This is a genomic window from Stenotrophomonas indicatrix, from assembly GCF_050573115.1.
Classification (GTDB): Bacteria; Pseudomonadota; Gammaproteobacteria; order Xanthomonadales; family Xanthomonadaceae; genus Stenotrophomonas; species Stenotrophomonas lactitubi_A.
Genome location: NZ_JBNYZT010000009.1, coordinates 118,704 through 137,519 on the forward strand (window position 1 = coordinate 118,704; position 18,816 = coordinate 137,519).

16 protein-coding genes are annotated in these 18,816 nt (G+C 66.4%); 11 read left to right on the forward strand and 5 right to left on the reverse strand.

Going from position 1 to position 18,816, the window contains the following annotated elements; genetic code table 11:
- Positions 1-398 precede the first annotated feature (398 nt).
- The 4 genes from ACQ5SA_RS19150 to ACQ5SA_RS19165 all read left to right on the forward strand — a co-directional run bounded on the left by ACQ5SA_RS19150 (position 399) and on the right by ACQ5SA_RS19165 (position 3,857).
- The gene (locus tag ACQ5SA_RS19150) at positions 399-596 is read left to right on the forward strand and encodes a zinc-finger domain-containing protein (protein WP_025874129.1); all 198 of its coding nucleotides are present in this window, start codon (positions 399-401) and stop codon (positions 594-596) included.
- A 15-nt stretch (positions 597-611) separates the two neighbouring features.
- Complete coding sequence (locus ACQ5SA_RS19155; protein WP_499315586.1) at positions 612-1,727, forward strand: glycosyltransferase; 1,116 nt, start codon at positions 612-614, stop codon at positions 1,725-1,727.
- Positions 1,708-3,039, forward strand: a complete 1,332-nt coding sequence (locus ACQ5SA_RS19160; RefSeq protein ID WP_499315587.1) for an O-antigen ligase family protein — start codon at positions 1,708-1,710, stop codon at positions 3,037-3,039. Before ACQ5SA_RS19155 ends, ACQ5SA_RS19160 begins: the two co-directional genes overlap by 20 nt.
- A gap of 368 nt (positions 3,040-3,407) precedes the next feature.
- Positions 3,408-3,857 (forward strand): REP-associated tyrosine transposase, encoded by a 450-nt coding sequence (locus tag ACQ5SA_RS19165; RefSeq protein ID WP_499315588.1) that lies wholly within the window; start codon positions 3,408-3,410, stop codon positions 3,855-3,857.
- Positions 3,858-4,048: 191 nt separating this feature from the next.
- Here the strand turns inward: ACQ5SA_RS19165 and ACQ5SA_RS19170 are convergent, their stop codons facing one another.
- A complete protein-coding gene (locus ACQ5SA_RS19170; RefSeq protein ID WP_499315589.1) occupies positions 4,049-4,966 on the reverse strand; it encodes an LpxL/LpxP family Kdo(2)-lipid IV(A) lauroyl/palmitoleoyl acyltransferase in 918 nt (305 codons plus the stop codon).
- A gap of 60 nt (positions 4,967-5,026) precedes the next feature.
- Between ACQ5SA_RS19170 and waaA the strand changes: the two genes are divergently transcribed.
- Positions 5,027-6,325: a lipid IV(A) 3-deoxy-D-manno-octulosonic acid transferase gene (waaA, locus tag ACQ5SA_RS19175; protein WP_499315590.1), complete on the forward strand. Its 1,299-nt coding sequence runs from the start codon at positions 5,027-5,029 to the stop codon at positions 6,323-6,325.
- Between the two features lie 227 nt (positions 6,326-6,552).
- Entirely contained in the window at positions 6,553-7,875 is a 1,323-nt protein-coding gene (locus ACQ5SA_RS19180) for an amino acid transporter (protein WP_499315592.1), read from the forward strand.
- Between the two features lie 82 nt (positions 7,876-7,957).
- On the opposite strand, the gene ACQ5SA_RS19185 is transcribed toward ACQ5SA_RS19180, so the two are convergent.
- The 3 genes from ACQ5SA_RS19185 to ACQ5SA_RS19195 all read right to left on the reverse strand — a co-directional run bounded on the left by ACQ5SA_RS19185 (position 7,958) and on the right by ACQ5SA_RS19195 (position 10,797).
- Entirely contained in the window at positions 7,958-9,316 is a 1,359-nt protein-coding gene (locus ACQ5SA_RS19185) for a TolC family outer membrane protein (RefSeq protein ID WP_108266207.1), read from the reverse strand.
- Between the two features lie 16 nt (positions 9,317-9,332).
- On the reverse strand, positions 9,333-9,980 hold the full coding sequence (locus ACQ5SA_RS19190) for a protein-L-isoaspartate O-methyltransferase family protein (RefSeq protein WP_032975442.1): 648 nt from the start codon (positions 9,978-9,980) through the stop codon (positions 9,333-9,335).
- 136 nt (positions 9,981-10,116) lie between these two features.
- Positions 10,117-10,797, reverse strand: coding sequence for a TetR/AcrR family transcriptional regulator (locus ACQ5SA_RS19195; RefSeq protein WP_230112985.1), 681 nt, complete (start codon positions 10,795-10,797; stop codon positions 10,117-10,119).
- Between the two features lie 123 nt (positions 10,798-10,920).
- Here ACQ5SA_RS19195 and ACQ5SA_RS19200 point away from each other — a divergent pair, with 123 nt between their 5' ends.
- Positions 10,921-12,057, forward strand: a complete 1,137-nt coding sequence (locus ACQ5SA_RS19200) for an efflux RND transporter periplasmic adaptor subunit (RefSeq protein WP_394198661.1) — start codon at positions 10,921-10,923, stop codon at positions 12,055-12,057.
- A gap of 3 nt (positions 12,058-12,060) precedes the next feature.
- Positions 12,061-15,222, forward strand: a complete 3,162-nt coding sequence (locus ACQ5SA_RS19205; RefSeq protein WP_499315593.1) for an efflux RND transporter permease subunit — start codon at positions 12,061-12,063, stop codon at positions 15,220-15,222.
- 553 nt (positions 15,223-15,775) lie between these two features.
- Here ACQ5SA_RS19205 and ACQ5SA_RS19210 read toward each other — a convergent pair.
- Positions 15,776-16,684, reverse strand: coding sequence for a LysR family transcriptional regulator (locus tag ACQ5SA_RS19210; protein ID WP_499315595.1), 909 nt, complete (start codon positions 16,682-16,684; stop codon positions 15,776-15,778).
- A gap of 116 nt (positions 16,685-16,800) precedes the next feature.
- On the opposite strand from ACQ5SA_RS19210, the gene ACQ5SA_RS19215 reads away from it, so the two are divergent.
- The 3 genes from ACQ5SA_RS19215 to ACQ5SA_RS19225 all read left to right on the forward strand — a co-directional run bounded on the left by ACQ5SA_RS19215 (position 16,801) and on the right by ACQ5SA_RS19225 (position 18,748).
- The gene (locus tag ACQ5SA_RS19215; protein ID WP_499315596.1) at positions 16,801-17,574 is read left to right on the forward strand and encodes an SDR family oxidoreductase; all 774 of its coding nucleotides are present in this window, start codon (positions 16,801-16,803) and stop codon (positions 17,572-17,574) included.
- A 160-nt stretch (positions 17,575-17,734) separates the two neighbouring features.
- Entirely contained in the window at positions 17,735-18,136 is a 402-nt protein-coding gene (locus ACQ5SA_RS19220; RefSeq protein WP_499315598.1) for a hypothetical protein, read from the forward strand.
- A gap of 27 nt (positions 18,137-18,163) precedes the next feature.
- Entirely contained in the window at positions 18,164-18,748 is a 585-nt protein-coding gene (locus ACQ5SA_RS19225) for a hypothetical protein (protein ID WP_499315599.1), read from the forward strand.
- The last annotated feature ends 68 nt before the right edge of the window (positions 18,749-18,816 follow it).

The window sequence follows — 18,816 nt, forward strand, 5'->3', positions numbered from 1 at the left end:
ATCGGCGAACACCACGGACAGCATCGCCCCGCCTGCCGCATGGCAGTCGGGAGACGATGCAGGTCCGGTGGGGGGCGGGCCATGCGATCGGGTCAGGAATGGATCGGACCCGATGCTGCAACAGCTGGCAGCGCCCTGACAAGTGCCATTTAGTTCGATCCAAATGCGGGGAATTCGAACGAAGACCGGTTCTGCACGAAATTGTCTGGTGCGCATGGGGAATTTCCTGCCACCGTGGCTCGGCGCCGCCGCCGGGGAGTGGGCAGGGCGGTTGCATGGCGGGGCCAGGGCGTAGGGGTGAAGCTGGCCGCCGCGCGCAGCGGCCACGCAGCGCACGGTGTTTGCCGGGCCCAGATGCTAGAATCGCAGGCCTCGCAATCCGTTCATCGACATCCGCCATGAGCCATACCGCCACCGCGCCCGCCAACGCCGAAAAGCGCTACACCGTGCACCGCAGCGATCTGCCGCTGAGCTGCCCGACTCCGGAAATGGCGCTGTGGAACTCGCATCCGCGGGTGTACCTGCCGATCGAAGACGAACCCAATGGGCAAGCGCAGTGTGCTTACTGCGGTGCCGTGTTCGTGCTGGCCGACTAAGCGGCCGCCCCCTCGATGCGCCGATTGACCGTGGTGCAGTTGCTGCCGGCGCTGCACTCCGGCGGTGTCGAGCGCTCGACCCTTGAAATCGCGGCGGCCCTGGTCGCTGCCGGCCATCGCGCGCTGGTGGTGTCGGCCGGTGGTCGCCTGGTGCAACCGCTGCTCGACAGTGGTGCCGAGCACCTGACTCTGGATATCGGCCGCAAGTCGTTGCTGACGCTGCGCCATCTGCCGACCCTGCGTCACCTGTTCACCGAAGTGGGCGCCGACATCGTCCATGCCCGTTCGCGCCTGCCGGCGTGGCTGGGGCTGTATGCGATCCGTGCGATGCAGCCAACGCAGCGCCCGCATTGGGTCACTACCGTGCATGGGCTGAATTCGCCCGGTCGCTACAGCGCGGTGATGACCAGCGGCGAACGCGTGATCTGTGTATCCAACAGCGTGCGCGACTACGTACATACGCATTACCCGACGGTGGCCCGCGACAGGCTGCAGGTGATCCCGCGCGGGGTGGATGTCAGCCAGTTCCCTCGTGTGGCACGCGCCGATCGGCGGCCTCGGCTGGCGCTGGCGGCGGACTACCCCTGGCTGGCCCAGGTGGATGGACCGCTGTTGCTGCTGCCCGGTCGCGGCACCCGGCTGAAAGGCCACGTCCACGCACTGCGTTTGTTGGCCGATGTCCGCAAAGCGGGGGTGCCGGCACAGCTGTGGATGCTGGGCACCGACGAGCCTGGCCGCGAAGCCTATGTGGCAGAGCTGCGCAAGCAGGCAGACGTGCTTGGCGTGACCGGCGCCGTGCACATCAGCACGCCGACCGCGCGCATCGCCCAGGCGTACGCCGCCAGCGATCTGGTGCTGCAGCTGTCGGACAAGCCGGAAGCCTTTGGTCGCACCGTGGTCGAAGCGTTGTCGGTCGGCAGACCCGTGCTGGGCTGGGACCACGGCGGCGTCGGCGAACTGCTGCAGCAGCTGCAGCCCAGTGGCGCAGTGCCGCTGGGCAATGCGCAGCTGTTGGGTGAACGTGCGCTGGCCTTGCTGGCACAGCCGCCATCGCTGCCGGGCCGTATCCCGTTTACCCTGCAGGCCATGCAGCGCGATACCCTCCGCCTTTATGCCGACCTCGCTGGCTGACGCCGCGCCGAACCTGCGCGATGAGCGCGCCGGACGCTGGGCGCCCTGGTGGGTGCTGGCCTACGTTGCGCTGTGGCCGCTGCCAGGCATCGCCGAAACGGTGCTGGGCCTGGGAGCGTTGTACGCCGCGGCACGCATGGTCATCCGCCGGGTGCAGCATCGACCGCATCTGCTGAGCCCGGCAGCGTGGGCGCTGACCTCGATTCTTTTCCTTGGCTACTGGTTGCCCCAGGCGTTCTCGGCCTTCGATGCCGTCGACCCGTCGGCATCGTGGACCAAGGCGGCGGCCGGGCTGCGCTATCTGCCCTTCATGTGGCTGGTGGCGATCGCCGTGGCCACCCCGCAGCGGCGGCGCCTGACGCTGGGTGGGTTGGCGGTGATCACCGGCCTGTGGACGCTCGACGCGCTGGTGCAGGCACTGGCAGGTACCAGCCCCTGGTTCTGGTCGCTGCAGCAGATCAAGCTGGCCATCAGCGGCCATGCATTGTGCCCGGCTGAAGAAGCCGCGCTGGCTGATCGTCTCAGCGGGGCGCTTGGGCCGTGCAACCTGAAATTCGGCCAGGTGCTGGCCAGTCTTTCGCCGTTCCTGATGTTGCCGGTGGCGCGCCGTTTCGGCAATGCGGGTTGGTTGCTGGCCGCTGCTGCGGTGGGTGTGGTGCTGCTACTGGCCGGCTCGCGAGCGTCATGGATTACGTTCGGCCTGGTGGTTGTCTACAGCGGCGTGCGCCAACTGGGATGGAAGCAGCTGGGCCTGCTCGCGCTGGTGGGTGTTCTCTCGGCGGGGGTACTGACCGTCAGCGTGCCGCAGCTGCGGGAACGTGTGGCGCGCACGGCAATGGCCTGGGACGGTGGCGATGACGGGGTCGAGCAGGCACTGTCCGGTCGTACTCGCATCTGGAGCGCAGCGGCCTGCATGATCGAAGCGCATCCGATCAATGGTGTCGGCGCTCGTGGCTTCCGCGATGCCTATCCCCACTGCGTTGCGGATGAAGGGCCGGCGGTGTGGGGCACGATGCCCGCGCTGCACGCCCATCAGATCGTGCTGGAGATCCTGGCCGAGACAGGTGTGCTGGGGCTGCTGCTGTGGCTGGCGGCGGTGGCACAGGCATGGCGGGCATGGCGTTTCGCCCCGGCCCCGGCGCGCGAACGTGCACGCCCGGCAATGCTGGCACTGGCGGTCACCGTGTTCCCGCTCAATACGCACCTGGCGTTCTATTCCGCGTTCTGGGGCGGCTTGACCGTCCTGCTCGCCGCGCTGTTCGTCGGCACGTTGCTGGCGCGCGAACCGGACGATCAGCCGGGCGCCGGGTAATCTCCGCATCCACGCATGGCGTGGATCTACTGGATTGTGCGGGGTTGGGGAACGTCCCATCCACGCATGGCGTGGATCTGCTGGCGTGTGCGGGGCGCGGCCCTATCCACGCATGGCGTGGATCTACTTGCGTGTGCGGGACGGGGCCTATCCACGCATGGCGTGGATCTACTGGATTGTGCGGGGTGGCTGGTCGTATCCACGCATGGCGTGGATCTCCGGGGACGTGTCTGGCGGGGGAGCAGTAGATCCACGCCATGCGTGGATGGGCTTTCCTATGAACACTGGCCGGTGTCGCGGCTTTTCCCGACTGGCCGCAGGGTGGTCCGCCAATGCAAGGATGACCGGGCAAACCGCAGTCTGTCCCCATGGCAAGCCCCAGACTCCGCTACGGTCGTTACTCCCGCACGGGAAATGTCTATTCCCTGACCACGACAACGCGTGGCCGGGAGCCATTCTTCTCCGACGCAGGCAATGTCGCTGTGCTGGTGGACGCGCTGCGCTTCGTCGAACGCAGCGGCATCAGCCACAGCCTCGCCTGGGTGGTGATGCCCGACCACCTGCACTGGCTGATGGAACTGCAGAAGGGAACGCTGGCCCAGTGCATGGCCGTGCTCAAATCACGCAGCAGTCGGCTGCTGAACCGGCAACTGGGACGGAAAGGGCCGCTCTGGCAGCACGGCTACCACGATCATGCGGTGCGCACCGATGAATCCCTTCATGAGAAGGCGATGTACATCCTGGCCAACCCGGTGCGGGCCGGACTGGCCGGCGAGTTGGGGGACTACCCGCATGCGTGGTGTCGTTGGCCGTTGTAGATTCCGGCATCGGAACGGAGAGCATCCACGCATGGCGTGGATCTACTGGCAATGCCGATCAGCAGCCCGACGCCATGCGTGGATGAAGCCAGTCACCGATCAGTAGATCCACGCCATGCGTGGATGAAGCCAGCCGCCGATCAGTAGATCCACGCCATGCGTGGATGGGGGGTTCCCGACCGCCCGTCACATCACTTGTAGAAATCGCTCCGCCCGCCGGGCTGGCGCTTGAAGCGGCGGTGGATCCACAGGTACTGGTCTGGTGCCTCGCGCACCATCTCTTCGATGGCCTGGTTGACCCGCGCGGTATCGGCCTCGACATCTTCGCTGGGGAAATTCTCCAGCGGCGCGCCGATCTTCAGGAAGTACTTCCCGCCTTCGCGGCGATGGAAGTAGGGGATGACCGCACAACCGGTCATCCGCGCCAGCTGGTGGGTCGCGGTGATGGTGGATGCGGTGTGGCCGAAGAACGGCACGAACACCGTGTCCTTGCCACGCATGTCCTGGTCGGGCGCGTACCAGAGGAAGCCGCCCTTCTTCAGATGGCGCACCGTCGCGCGGATATCCTCGTTGGCGTACATCGCCTTGGCATAGCGCAGGCGACCGAACTTCACCGCCCACTCGTACACCGGGTTCTTGTGCTTGCGGTACATGCCGGACAGGTCTACGTGGTCGCACAGCAGGCGGCCGCACATCTCCAGGGTCATGAAGTGACCCGAAACCAGCAGCACACCGCGGCCCTCGGCCTGCATCTGCTTGAGGTGTTCCAGCCCTTCGATGTGCACCTGCGGGCGGATGCTGTCGATGCTGCCCCACCAGGAGCGCGCGCATTCGAAGATGCCCACGCCCAGTGCATCGAAGCTGTCGCGGACCAGGCGCTTGCGCCAGGCCTCGTCCTTCTCGGGGAAGCACAGCTTGAGGTTGACCTCGGCGGCATGGCGGCGGCTGCCGGCCAGGCGCCAGGCGATCGAGCCGACCCCGCGGCCGAGCGCGCGCTGCAGCATCCACGGCAGCCGGGCGATCCCGAAGGCAGTGAACATGGCGGCAAACATCGGCCAGTTGCGTGGATCACGCAGCGACGGACGGACGGCGGTGGTGGCATCGGACATGCCGCCATTCTACCAAGCCGGCCGCGTGTCTTTCCCGGGGGGCTCCCGTATCCTTGCCGCATGCGTAAAGACCCTGTCGAATGGATCCTGCGTGGCCTGTACTCGGCCGTGCTGTACCTCCTGCTGCCGATCACCGTGTACCACCTGGTCTGGCGCGGCTTCCGGGTCCGTGAATACTTCCGGCGCTGGGATGAACGGTATGCGTCCTATCCGCAGCCGAGCGGCCAGCCGCGGGTCTGGCTGCATGCGGTCTCGGTGGGCGAGGTCAACGCCGCTGCGCCGCTGGTCAATGCGCTGCGCGCGCAGCGGCCGGACATCCGCTGGGTCATCACCACCATCACCCCGACCGGTTCGGAACGGGTGCGCGCGCTGTGGGGCGATGCGCTCGACCACGTGTACCTGCCTTACGACGTGCCGGGCAGCGTCAACCGCTTCCTCGGCCACTTCCAGCCCAGCCTGGCGTTGATCCTGGAAACCGAGCTGTGGCCGAACATGCTGTTCGGCTGCCGCGACCGCCGTATTCCGGTCTACATCCTCAATGCGCGCCTGTCGGCCCGATCGCTGCGCGGCTACCGGGTGCTGGCGGCGTTGATCCGGCGTGCGCTGCGCACGGTCACCTGCGTGGCCGCACAATCGCAGGATGACGCCGCGCGCTTCGTGCAGCTGGGCGCGGCGCCGGAACAGGTGCAGGCGCTGGGCAACCTGAAATTCGACATCGCCACGCCGGACGTGCAGCCCTTCATCGAACAGTTCCATGCCCACGTACCGGCCACGCGTCCGGTGTGGATCGCGGCCAGTACACATGACGGCGAAGAGCAGGCGGTGATCGACCTGCACCGCCGTCTGCGCCAGCAGCATCCGGATCTGCTGCTGCTGTGGGCGCCGCGGCATCCCGAGCGCTTCCCCAAGGTGGAGGCGCTGGCCCGCGAACAGGGTTGGAGCGTGGCGACGCGGCGCGCGCAGCAGTGGCCGGCGGCAGGTAGCGACGTCTTCGTCATCGACACGCTGGGCGAACTGATGCCGTTCTACGGCTGCGCCCAGGTCGCTTTCGTCGGGGGCAGCCTGCAGGCCATTGGTGGCCACAATCTGCTGGAGCCTGCGGCCATGGGCACCGCAGCGGTGACCGGCCCGCACCTGCACAACTTCGCCGAGATCTCGCGGCGCATGCGTGAGGCCGGCGCACTGCTGATCGGTGAGGACGTGCAGGCGGTGGGTGATCTGCTGCTGCACCTGCTCGACGACGCGCAGGCGCGTGAGGACATGGCCCGCGCCGGTTGCACGCTGGTCAGCAATGGTCGCGGCGCGCTGCAGCGGACCCTGCAGCTGGTGGCTCCGCATTTGCCGCCACCGCTGGCCTGAGCCCCCGCGTGTTGCCGCCAGGCGTCCTTTCAGGTGGCTTTGTCGTGATCGCCTGCATCAAGTCTGCTTGATGGCGTTGAATCTGTCGTAGCCGGACCACTCCCGCCGTCCGCTGTGTGCAGGCTGTCACATCATGGTGCCTACGGTGCCGATTCCGATTCCGCTTCTCCCCATCAGGCTGCCAGCCTGCTGTCGACCACGCTTGGACGACATCAAGGGAGCTTTGAATGATCGGCGACAACGGAGGCGCGCTGCAGGGCAGTGCGAAGACCGGAGGGCTGGGTACCGACCACCTGCTGGTGGTGGCGCTGACCCTGCTGATGGGCGGCAGCGTTGTCGCCCTGGTCGGCCAGCACACGGCGGCGCAGGCCGGGCCTGCCATTGTCCTCAGCCTGTTGCTGGCGGCGTTGGGCACGCTGCCGATGTTGTATTGCCTGCGTATGGCGATGCGGCACGTGCCGAATCCTTCGGGTCTGCACGGTCTGCTCCGTGCCGCCTGGGGCAAGCCGCTTGCGGATGTACTGGTGATCGCCCTGCTGCTGGAACTGACGGCGACCACCGCAGGCCTGGCGCAATCGATGGCGAACCATCTGTACGCAGCCGCTGGGGCCGTCGATGTCGCTCCCGCGCAGTGGATGCCACTGCCGCTGGCGGCGTCGATCCTGTTGTTGCTGCTGGGGGTTGCCACTGCGGTGCTGCGGACGCCGTGCGCGTTGCTGTTGGCCAGTGCACTGCTGACGGTGAAGCTGGGCGTGGGCCTGCTGCTGTTGTTGTTGGCGGCACGCCACGTGCACTACGCATACTGGATTCCCTGGCTGCCTTCAGCGACCGCGCCCTACCGCTTCGGGCTGGGCGGCGTGTTTGCTGCTGGCGTGGCATTGCTCGGTGTCCTGCTCGGTGCAGGTCTGCTGGCAGGGTTTGCCGGAAGGCTGCCGCGCCCTCGTCCGCAGGTTTCCAAAGCCGCCAGCGCGGCGGTGCTGCTGGCGATGTTGTGGCTGATGGTAGTGGCTGCGCTGCAATCGGGCCTGGTCGAGTTTGCGGCGCTGGCCAGCACGCGGCCGCTGTCGGTGGCCTTGCAGGGCGTACCGCAGCTGCAATGGTTTCTTCCGCTGTTGCCGTTGGCTGGCAGCGCGGGGCTGGCGGCTCTGCAGGTGGTGTCGCTGCTGTTGGCCGCGCGGTTGGGGCTGGAGGTGTGGCGGCCCGCTCCGGGTGATGCGGGCCCCCATGCGCGTTTGCTGGTGACGCTTGCGCTGACCGTGCTGGCGGCTGCCCTGGCGCTGTCGCTGCCGGACGGTTGGCTTCCGCAGTTGCCGGGGCCTGCGGGCCTGCTGGTCCTTGCCGCCGTGTGCCTGGGCGTTGCCCGCAGCCAGTGGCGGGCGCGCGCGGCGACCAACGAATGGCGGCTCATCCCGATGTTGCTCGCATCTGTGGCGACTGCCCTGTGCCTGTTGCCGGCTGTTACGTCCCGGCTGTTCCTGCCGCTGCTGGTGGTGCTGGTGATCGTTTCGGCAGGCGTCCTGACACGTCGGCACGCGGGGCGCTCGCGCTAGCGCCACGCGCTGCCAGTCATCTGCGACCAATAAAAAAAGCCACCCTCGCGGGTGGCTTTCTGATCAGACCGGTGACGCCGACTCAGTTCGTGGTCGTGGACGGGTTGCCCGCGTCCTGGGTCAGCAGGCGGTTGAGGTCCTGCAGTTCGGCGACATCCAGGCCACCCACGGCCTGGCTCAGCAGCAGGCGGTTCTGCAGGAAGTTGTAACGGGCCTGTGCGTAATCCAGCTGGGCGGAGAACAGGATGCGCTGATTCTGGATCACGTCCAGCACCGTGCGGGTACCCACTTCCAGGCCGACCTGCGAGGCATCGTAGGCGCTCTGTGCGGAAACCACGGCCAGGCGGCGGGCTTCCACTTCGCTGATGCCCTGTACCAGGGTCTGGTAGGCATTGCGGGTATTGCGGTCCAGCGCGCGCTTCTGCTGCTCGAAACCATCCTGGGCGATGTCACGCTGGGCCAAGGCCTGGCGCACGCCGGACTGGGTGGCGCCGCCAGAGAAGATCGGCACGCTCAGGGTCAGGCCGATGCTGTTGGTGCGTGCATCGGGCGAGAGCGAACCGGCGCCGGTGCTGTCGCCCCAGGTCGCGGTCTTGCCCCAGCTGCCGCCCAGCGACAGGGTCGGGTAGTGGCCACCACGGGCCGCCTGCACGCCGGCTTCGGCGGCACCGACCTTCAGTTCCTGCGCCTTCAGCGCCGGGTTCTGCGTGGTCGCCTGCTGCACCAGCTGGTCCAGGTTGCCGCGGTTGGCCGGCACTTCCGGACGGAAATCGGCCGGCAGGCCCTTCAGGTTCATCACCGGCTGGCCGGTCAGTTCGGTCAGGGCCTGGTAGTTGTCGGCCAGCGTGTTCTGCGCAACGATCGCGTTGGCGCGCGCCTGGTCGTACTGGGCGCGTGCTTCGTGCACGTCGGTGATCGGCGCCAGGCCCACTTCCAGGCGCTTGTCGGCGAAGTCGAACTGCTTCTTCGCGGCCGCTTCGTTGGTCTGTGCGGCATTCAGCGATTCGATCGCCACCAGCACGTTGAAGTAGGCCGCCGAGGTGCGCACGATCAGGTTGTCGTTGGCCGAGTCGAGGGTGAAATCAGCCGCCTTGCTCAGCTCGCGCTGCGAACGCAGGTTGTTGATCTGCGTCCAGTTGAACAGCGTCTGGGTGCCATCGACCGTGTAGTTGCGGCGCTTGCTGGTGACCGAACCGGAGTTGGCATCGGCATTGGCCTCGCTACGCGCGCGGTTCAGCGTGGCCTGGCCATTGATCTGCGGCAGCAGGGCAGCACGCGCCTGCACGGCGCCTTCCTTGTCGTACAACCGGGTGGATTCGGCGGCGGACAGCTGCGGGTCGCCATTGCGCGCCATTTCATAGACCTGCAGCAGGTCGGCGGCATGGGCGGACAACGGCAGCAGGGCAGTGGCCAGCGCAACAGCGAGGGATCGGCGGATCATTGCGGCTTCCTTGGACTCAGAGGTGGAACTGGGGGGCCGGGGCGGCACCACGCAGGTAATCGATATCGGTCTCGAACAGCGACTCGGTGCTGCCATCGGCCTTCACCAACAGCGCTTCCATGGCCGGCGAACGGCCCTGGATGACATACAGACGACCACCCGGACGCAACCACGAAGCGAACTGTGACGGCACCACGTCAACGGCGCCAGTGACACAGATCACGTCGAAGCGGCGTTCGGTCTGCCAGGCCAGGCCATCGGCCACTTCCACGCGCACGTTGGTGCCCAGGCCGGTGGCATCCAGGCGGGCGCGCGCGGCGGCGGCCAGTTCCGGATCGATTTCCAGGCTCAGCACGTCGCGCGCGAGCGCGCCGATGCAGGCCGACAGGAAGCCGCTGCCGGTGCCGATTTCCAGCACTTCGTCACCCGGCTGCAGATCCAGTGCCTGCAGGGTACGACCCTCGATGACCGGCTTCATCATCTTCTGGCCGTTGCCGATCGGCAGTTCGACATCGGCATAGGCCAGCGCCCGGTGCGCGTCGGCGACGAAGGCCTCGCGCGGCAGGCGGGCCAGGACGTCGAGCACCTTGATGTCCAGCACGTCCCAGGGACGGATCTGCTGTTCCACCATCAGTTCGCGGGCGTGGGCGTAATCAATCGTCATGAGGTTCAAATCCAGCGCAGTGGGCCGGCCATTTTACCGGTGCCGGAGGCCGGCGGCGCGCCCAGAGCATCAGCTGCGGGGTGGCCGGGGTCGCAGTGCCGGAAGTCATCGCGACCTCCGGTTCGTTCAGTTTTGGTTATCCAGCGTTTCCGGCCTCTCGCGGGGCGTAGGCGCGCAGGAAGAAATCCACACTGGCGGCCACGTGGATCGCAGCATCGGTCTCGACGGGTGACAGTGGCATGCCGCACATCATATGCATGTGCACTTCGCCCTTCACCAGGGTCAGGAACTGCTGACCGGCGATGTAGCAGTCGGGGATGTCCAGTTCGCCACGCTCGGCACGCAAGCGCATGAAGTCGGCCAGCGCCTCGCAGGTGCGTTGCGGGCCGGCCTGCCAGAACAGTTCGCGCAGGCGTTCGTCGGTCTCCGGGGCCATCATCACCCGTTGGATCGACAGGGCCGCGTCGGAGGTGATCATCTCGAAGAACGCCATGCCGATGCCCAGCAACTGGTCGCGCAGGGGGCCTTCCACGTCGGCCACGAACAGCGCGTCGGGCAGCATCTCGATGCACTTGGACTGCACAGCTTCGGAGAACAGGGTCTCTTTGTCACCGAAATGGCTGTATACGGTCAGCTTCGAGACACCGGCCTGGGCCGCGATGCTGTCCATGCTCACGCCGCTGTAGCCCTGTTCGATGAACAGTGTCTTTGCTGCCTCGAGTATCGCCGCGCGCTTGCCCAGATCCTTGGGGCGCCCGGGACCGGCAGCCTTGGCAGCAGGCTTGGCCGACGGCTTTCGGGAAGTGGGAGAACTCATCCCGCTAATACTAGACCAAGCGGTTCGATATTTATACTATACCGGCTGGTTCACTAATGTCCGCGTTGCAACAGTATGTTGCCGGCGCGTTCCCCCCGGATTTCCTTTCAGGTCCTGTACCTCATGAAAAACATGCGTTGGTTGGGCGTAGGCGTACTGGTCGTGGTGTTGGCAGCGTGCGGCAAGCAGGCCGCCGAGCCGGTGGCGGCCATCCCGGTGCTGGTGGTGCATCCCACCACGCAGGATGGACAAGCCGCGGCCGCCTACCCCGGCGAGGTGCGTGCCCGCCAGGAAAGCCCACTGTCGTTCCGGGTTGGCGGCAACCTGGTCAAGCGTCACGTCGACGCAGGCGAGCGGGTGAAGAAGGGCCAGCTGCTGGCTGAGCTGGATGCGGCCGACTACGCCTCGCAGGCGGCGGCGTCGCAGGCGCAGCTGGCGGCCGCGGAAGCAGACCTGGTACGCGCCCGCGATGACCAGAAGCGCTACGCCAAGCTGGCCGAAGACCAGCTGGTGAGCCGCTCGGCACTGGACCAGCAGACGGCAGCGTTCAAGGCCGCGCAGGGCCAGGCCAATGCCGCCCGGGCCAATCTTGCCGTGGCCCGCAACCAGGCCGAGTACGCGCAGCTGCGCGCGCCCGCCGATGGCGTGATCGCCAGCCGCCAGGCCGAAGCCGGGCAGGTCGTGAGCGCTGGGCAGACGGTGTTCACCCTGGCCGCCGATGGTGGCCGTGAGGTGCTGATCGCGCTGCCGGAAAGCAACATCCGCGACTACAAGGTCGGCCAGTCGGTACAGGTGGAACTGTGGAACCGCCCGGGCCAGCTGCTGCCCGGCACCCTGCGCGAGATCGCGCCGGCCGCCGATGCACAGGCCCGCACCTATGCCACGCGGGTCAGTCTGGCACCGGAAGCGCTGAGTGAAGTGGAACTGGGCCAGAGTGCGCGGGTGTTCGCCACCGCCGGGCGCAGCGGCGCGTTGCAGCTGCCGCTGGCGGCCGTGCTGCGCGGCAGTGATGGCAAGGCCAGCGTGTGGGTGGTCAATCCGTCCAGTGGTGCGTTGAAGGCAACCGCGGTGCAGGTCGGTGCGTATGGCGCGCAGGCCGTGCCGGTCGTGTCCGGTGTGGGCGCGTCGGACTGGGTGGTCGCTGCCGGCGGCCATCTGCTGCGCGAAGGCCAGGTGGTGACGCCGGTCGACCGTCAGAACCGCCCGGTGTTGGCGCCGTCGGCTGCCAAACCGGCGCCGGCCGCAGGCAAGGGGCACTGACCCGTGCGCCGCTTCAATCTCTCCGAATGGGCGCTGGGCAACCGTGCGCTGGTGTTGTTCGCGATGCTGGCGTTCGCCGTCATCGGTGCCTGGTCGTACAAACACCTGGGCCAGTCTGAAGATCCCCCCTTCACCTTCAAGGCGATGGTAGTGCGCACGATGTGGCCGGGCGCCACCGCCGAGCAGGTCTCGCGGCAGGTGACCGAGCCGATCGAAAAAGCGCTGATGAACACCGGCGAGTACGAATTCATCCGTTCGTACTCGCGGCCGGGCGAATCGCAGGTGATCTTCATGGCGCGCGACAGCCTGCGCTCCAAGCAGATCCCCGACCTGTGGTACCAGGTGCGCAAGCGCGTGGGCGATATCAAGGCGACGCTGCCTCGCGAGATTGTCGGGCCGTTCTACAACGATGAGTTCGGCGATACCTTCGGCAACATCTACGCACTCACCGGCGAAGGCTTCGACTACGCAGTGATGCGCGACTATGCCGACCGCATCCAGCTGGAGCTGCAGCGCGTGCCCGACGTCGGCAAGATCGACCTGGTCGGCCTGCAGGACGAGAAGGTGTGGATCGAGCTGTCCAACACCAAGCTGGCCACGCTGGGCGTATCGCTGCAGCAGGTGCAGCAGGCGTTGGCTGACCAGAACGCGATCAGCGCCACCAGTTTCTTTGAAACCCCGACCGACCGCGTGCAGCTGCGCGTGACCGGCCAGTTCGATTCGATCGAGGACATCCGCAGATTCCCGATCCAGGCCGGCGAACGCACGCTGCACCTGGGCGACATCGCCGAGGTCAAGCGCGGTTTTGCCGATCCCTCTTCGCCGAAGATGCGCTTCATGGGCCAGGATGCAATCGGCCTGGCGGTGGCGATGAAGGACGGCGGTGACATCCTCAAGCTCGGTGCCACCCTGGATGCCGAGTTCGAACGCCTGCAGAAGACCCTGCCGGCCGGCATGCAGCTGCGCAAGGTGTCCGACCAGCCGCATGCTGTGGAAGAGTCGGTGGGCGAGTTCGTGCAGGTGCTGACCGAAGCAGTGGTGATCGTGCTGCTGGTCAGCTTCTTCTCGCTGGGCCTGCGCACCGGCCTGGTGGTGGGCGTGACCATTCCGCTGGTGCTGGCGATGACCTTCTTCGTCATGCACTACTTCGACATCGGCCTGCACAAGATTTCGCTGGGTGCGCTGGTGCTGGCACTGGGCCTGCTGGTGGACGATGCGATCATCGCGGTGGAGATGATGGCCACCAAGATGGAGCAGGGCTACGACCGCCTGCGCGCGGCCAGTTTCGCCTGGGAGTCCACGGCCTTCCCGATGCTGACCGGCACCCTGATCACCGCTGCTGGCTTCCTGCCCATCGCTACTGCTGCATCGAGCACCGGTGAATACACCCGCTCGCTGTTCCAGGTGGTGACCATCGCGCTGGTGGTGTCGTGGATTGCCGCAGTGCTGTTCATCCCGTACCTGGGCGACAAGATGCTGCCGGACCTGTTCAATCCGCAGCTGCCCAAGCCGGACAGTCTGGCCGGCCGCTGGCGCGCCAAGCGCCTGCAGTGGGCCGACCGGCATCCGGCCTTGGCGCGCTGGATCGCACCGAAGGAACATGCACACGACCACGATCCGTACCAGCGGCCGTTCTACACCCGCTTCCGGTCGTTCCTGGATACCTGCCTGCGCCATCGCTGGTGGGTGATCGGTGCGACCATCGCCCTGTTCATCGGCTCGCTGATGCTGTTCCGCTTCGTGCCGCAGCAGTTCTTCCCCGATTCGACCCGCCCGGAACTGATGGTGGACATCGAGCTGGCCGAAGGTGCATCGCTGGCCGCGACCCAGGCACAGGCCGACAAACTGGAGAAGCTGCTGAAGGGCCGCGAAGGCATCAGTAACTACGTGGCCTACGTCGGTACCGGTTCGCCGCGCTTCTACCTGCCGCTGGACCAGCAGCTGCCGGCGACCAACTTCGCCCAGTTCGTGGTGCTCACCGAAGACGCCAAGGCCCGCGAATCGACCCGCGACTGGATGCTGAAGGAAGTGATAAAGCAGTTCCCCGATGTGCAGATGCGCGTGACGCGCCTGGAGAATGGGCCGCCGGTCGGCTATCCGGTGCAGATGCGCGTGTCCGGCGAACACATCGCACAGGTGCAGGCAATTGCACGCCAGGTCGAGGCCAAGGTGCGCGAGAATCCGCACGTGATGAACGTGAACCTGGACTGGAGCGAGCCGAGCAAGGTGGTGCGGCTGGTGATCGACCAGGACCGTGCACGCGCACTGGGTGTCAGCAGTGCCCAGGTCAGCCAGTTCCTCAGCAGTTCGTTGTCGGGCATGAGCGTGAGCACCTATCGCGAGGGCAATCGCCAGATCGAGATGCTGCTGCGTGGCCCGGACAACGAGCGCGCGCAGCTGGATCTGCTCGGCAGCCTGGCGATCCCGACCAGCAGTGGTACCGCGGTGACGCTGTCGCAGGTCGCGCGGCTGGAATACGCCTTCGAGGACGGCATCATCTGGCACCGCAACCGCCTGCCGACGGTGACCGTGCGTGCCGACATCAGCGATGGCATGCAGCCGCTGGACGTGGTGCAGCAGATCGTGCCGACGCTGGATGGCATCCGCGGCGAGCTGCCCAGCGGCTACCTGCTGGAAACCGGCGGCTCGGTGGAGGATTCGGCACGCGGCCAGAACTCGATCAAGGCCGGCATGCCGCTGTTCCTGATCGTGGTGGCCACGTTGCTGATGCTGCAGCTGCGCAGCTTCTCGCGTGCGGCGATGGTGCTGGTGACCGCGCCGCTGGGCATCATCGGTGCGACGTTGTTCCTGCTGCTGTTCCGCGCACCGTTCGGCTTCGTGGCACTGCTGGGCACCATCGCGCTGGCGGGCATGATCATGCGCAATTCGGTGATCCTGATCGACCAGATCCAGCAGGACATCGATGCCGGGCATGACCGCTGGCATTCGATCATCGATGCGACAGTGCGGCGTTTCCGCCCGATCGTGCTGACCGCGCTGGCGGCGGTGCTGGCGATGATTCCGCTGTCGCGCAGTGCGTTCTACGGCTCGATGGCGATTTCGATCATGGGTGGGTTGATCGTGGGCACGGTGCTGACGCTGGTGTTCCTGCCGGCGTTGTACGCGGCGTGGTTCCGGGTCAAGCCGGACGAATCCGGGGCGTAATGCCCCGGGTTTCCCGGCCAACGGGCTGAGCCCCCTCTGCGGTTGGGGTTCAGAAGCGGGATCGCTTGTCTGGGCCGGGTGGGTGGGCTGTTCGGGGGACGCCGCAAGTACGTCCTTGTAGGCTTGGCAGCCGCATCCATGCGGCTGACACCCCCGCCCAGCCCACCCACCCGGCCCCTGACGGTTTCCTGCGGCCTCCACCGCAGGAAGAGAAAAAAGAAGAGCGAAAAGCAACAGCAATAGCCGCGTGCTGATGGTTGGGGTCAGATCCGTTTTCCATTGGAAAACGGATCCGACCCCTTCGTGTTTTCCGATACACCTCATCCACGCATGGTGTGGATCCACCGACCGTCATCGGGAAATGCTCGGAGGCGGGGAGGGGGCAGATGGCGGGACCGTCCACGGCATGGATGCCGTGGCCGAGCCTACAGGGAGGTACTTGCGGCGTGTCCCGCCATCTGCCTCCTCCCCGCCAACCAAGCAACAACCCAGAGCCGCTCTGGCTGTTGCAGTTGCAGTCGCCTCTGCGGGTGCCGGGCAGCCGTCCGGCCGATCACCCCTGCAACTGCAGTCGCTCACGCAGCAGCGGCTCCAGCCAATCCAGGAACACCTGCACACGTTGCGCGCGATGCTGCCGATGCGGCAGCAACAGGGTCACCGGCAACGGCTGCGCAACGTACTGCGGCATCACTTCCACCAGCGCACCAGAGTGCAGTTCGGCCTGCACGTCGTAGCGCGGAATCTGCAGCAGTCCCAGCCCCGCGACACAGCAGGCAATCGATGCCTCGGCGTTGTTCACCCGCACCCAGCCGGACATCGGCAGCGTGCGCAGCTGTGTGCCGTCCTGCCATTCCCATGGTTCCACCCGCGCCGTGGTCGGCGAGGCGTAGTTCACCGCACGATGCTGCTGCAGGTCGGCAGGCTGCTGCGGCACGCCGTGCTCGTGCAGGTATGCCGGCGCCGCAACGTTGACGAAATCCAGCTGGCCCAGCGTGCGGGCCACCAGGCTGGAGTCCCCCAGTTGGCCCACCCTCAGTACCGCATCGCAGCCGTCTTCGATCAGGTTCACCGCGCGGTCGGTCATGCCCAGATCCAGCTCGATCTGTGGGTGCCGTGCGAAGAAGTCGGGCAGGGATGGGGCGATGATGCGGCGGCCGATGCGGCTGGGCACATCGATCTTCAACAAGCCCCTCGGCTGCGCGTCGTCCGTGCGGAACAGCGACTCGGCATCTTCCATTTCGGCAATCAGGCGCAGGCAGCGCGCGTAGAACGTGTCGCCATCGTGGGTGGTGGAGACCCTGCGGGTGGAGCGCTGCAGCAGGCGCGTACCCAGGCGCTGTTCCAGTTCTGCCACGGCCGCCGAGACGGTGGAGCGGGGCAGGCCGAGCTGGTCGGCGGCGCGGGTGAAGCTGGTGCACTCCACCACCCGCGCGAAGATGCGGAAACGCTCGATCCGGTCCATTGTTCGCCCACTCTGGAAAGTTAAGTCAATGTTGCGGGCTTTATCCGCGATTTCTGCACGATATCGTCGTCTGCACAGGGATGCCAGCCCGGCAGCCCCTCCCCGAGACCGATGCCATGACCGACCACCGTATCCAGGGCAAGACCGTGCTGATCGCCGGTGGCGCCAAGAATCTCGGCGGGCTGATCGCCCGCGACTTCGCCGAACAGGGCGCCAAGGCCATCGTCATCCACTACAACAGCGCCGCTACACAGGACGATGCCGAGGCGACCGTTGCAGCCGTGCAGGCCGCAGGTGCCAAGGCCGTGGCGTTGCAGGCCGATCTGACCTCGGCCGCGGCGATGGAGCGGCTGTTCGCCGACGCGGTTGCCGCCGTCGGTCGCCCTGACATCGCCATCAACACCGTCGGCAAAGTGCTGAAGAAACCGATGCTGGAGATCAGCGAAGCGGAGTACGACCAGATGAGCGCGGTCAACGCGAAGACGGCGTTCTTCTTCCTCAAGGAAGCCGGACGCCATGTCAACGACGGCGGCCGCGTCTGCACGCTGGTCACTTCGCTGCTGGGCGCGTTCACGCCGTTCTATTCCAGCTACGCCGGCACCAAGGCGCCAGTGGAACACTTCACCCGCGCAGCATCGAAGGAATTTGGCGAGCGTGGGATTTCGGTGACTGCGATCGGTCCCGGGCCCATGGATACGCCGTTCTTCTATCCGGCCGAGAGTGCCGATGCGCAGGCGTATCACAAGACCGCCGCGGCGCTGTCGGCATTCACCCGTACCGGCCTGACCGACATCGCCGACATCGTGCCGTGGATCCGCTTCCTGGTGACCGACGGCTGGTGGATGACCGGGCAGACCATCCTCGTAAACGGTGGTTACACCACAAAGTAGAGACACGCGAGGCTTGAGTTCGTGCCGTAGATCCACGCCATGCGTGGATGCTCCTGGCTTCATCCACGCATGGCGTGGATCTACTGTTGATCCCCAAGTGGACAGCTTCAGGGCGTTCACGGGCACAATAGCGGCCAGTTCCAGGGCCGGAGCGCCTGCCATGTTCTTCCGCACGACCTGCGCCTCGGCGCTGCTGCTGATCGCCTGCAGCGGCTCTGCCATTGCGCAGCCGGCTGACGCCGATGCTCTGCTGTTCCAGCACGGCCTGCGGGACGTACTTGAGTGCGGCGCGAGTGCGGACGTCCAGCAGGCCGTCGTCAGCCGACTGCGTGCGGCACGCTATGCCGACGCTGCGGAACGACCGCCGTACCTGCGCGACTGGCGATTCGAGCAGGAGGGTGAGGATGACGATCACCGGGTGACCGTCATCACTCCGCCACAGTCGATGACGGTCCACGGTGTCGAAGTGCCGCGGCTGTTTGCTGATGCGTTCGGGTTTTCTGTTGCGCTCGACCCGGCACAGCGCGATCGTATCGTCGCTGCGCAAGGCTTGCGGCTGTAGTCGAGTACGCTGCGGGAGCCGTTCGAATTGTGGTCGAAGCCCACCACGTCGATCATCGTGCGCAGTGCGGGCGACGGTTATCGACTGGGCTGCGCGCCTTCCACGAAAGACAACAAGATAGGCGCACATCAGGTGCCGGCTGTTGACGTCCAGGACCTGCAGGATGCGATCCACTGCCGCGCCGACGAAGGCAGCATGCGCCGGCTGCAGGCGTTCTGGCAGCGGCTTTCCGAACAGCCGCAGTTCGAATGGCCGCAGGATGTCCGTTCGGTCAACGAGGTGAACTACACCGTTGGTGATGATGATCTGCACCTGCTGCTGATCGGGCTGCAGGCGCCCATCCAGGCGTACGGCGTTTCCACGCACACGATTGCGCTGGCGTTCGGTGGCTTCTTCGGCGCGGATCTCGGTGGCGTTGCAGTGGCGCCAGTGCTTGCCCAGGCGGGCATGGACACCTCGCACGCGATCGGCAAGGACGCTTGGCAGCGCCTGTTGCCGCCGGTTGCTTTCAGCGGTGGCAGTTGGATCCCGCAGCACATCGTGATGCGCACCGGCGAAGGCCGCGTTGTTGCCGGTTGCGCCAGCGACTACGCGCGCAGCACTTCGCGCTGAGCTGATCTCATGCAGGGCCACCGTCAGCAGGTGGGTTAGGGTTCGGCGCCAGCGATGGGCATGCAAAG

Bases quoted from the DNA above. Each gene is read 5' to 3' on its own strand.
- ACQ5SA_RS19150 (WP_025874129.1), top strand. From the start codon at position 399: ATGAGCCATACCGCCACCGCGCCCGCCAACGCCGAAAAGCGCTACACC.
- ACQ5SA_RS19155 (WP_499315586.1), top strand. From the start codon at position 612: ATGCGCCGATTGACCGTGGTGCAGTTGCTGCCGGCGCTGCACTCCGGC.
- ACQ5SA_RS19160 (WP_499315587.1), top strand. From the start codon at position 1,708: ATGCCGACCTCGCTGGCTGACGCCGCGCCGAACCTGCGCGATGAGCGC.
- ACQ5SA_RS19165 (WP_499315588.1), top strand. From the start codon at position 3,408: ATGGCAAGCCCCAGACTCCGCTACGGTCGTTACTCCCGCACGGGAAAT.
- ACQ5SA_RS19170 (WP_499315589.1), bottom strand. From the start codon at position 4,966: ATGTCCGATGCCACCACCGCCGTCCGTCCGTCGCTGCGTGATCCACGC.
- waaA (WP_499315590.1), top strand. From the start codon at position 5,027: ATGCGTAAAGACCCTGTCGAATGGATCCTGCGTGGCCTGTACTCGGCC.
- ACQ5SA_RS19180 (WP_499315592.1), top strand. From the start codon at position 6,553: ATGATCGGCGACAACGGAGGCGCGCTGCAGGGCAGTGCGAAGACCGGA.
- ACQ5SA_RS19185 (WP_108266207.1), bottom strand. From the start codon at position 9,316: ATGATCCGCCGATCCCTCGCTGTTGCGCTGGCCACTGCCCTGCTGCCG.
- ACQ5SA_RS19190 (WP_032975442.1), bottom strand. From the start codon at position 9,980: ATGACGATTGATTACGCCCACGCCCGCGAACTGATGGTGGAACAGCAG.
- ACQ5SA_RS19195 (WP_230112985.1), bottom strand. From the start codon at position 10,797: ATGAGTTCTCCCACTTCCCGAAAGCCGTCGGCCAAGCCTGCTGCCAAG.
- ACQ5SA_RS19200 (WP_394198661.1), top strand. From the start codon at position 10,921: ATGAAAAACATGCGTTGGTTGGGCGTAGGCGTACTGGTCGTGGTGTTG.
- ACQ5SA_RS19210 (WP_499315595.1), bottom strand. From the start codon at position 16,684: ATGGACCGGATCGAGCGTTTCCGCATCTTCGCGCGGGTGGTGGAGTGC.
- ACQ5SA_RS19215 (WP_499315596.1), top strand. From the start codon at position 16,801: ATGACCGACCACCGTATCCAGGGCAAGACCGTGCTGATCGCCGGTGGC.
- ACQ5SA_RS19220 (WP_499315598.1), top strand. From the start codon at position 17,735: ATGTTCTTCCGCACGACCTGCGCCTCGGCGCTGCTGCTGATCGCCTGC.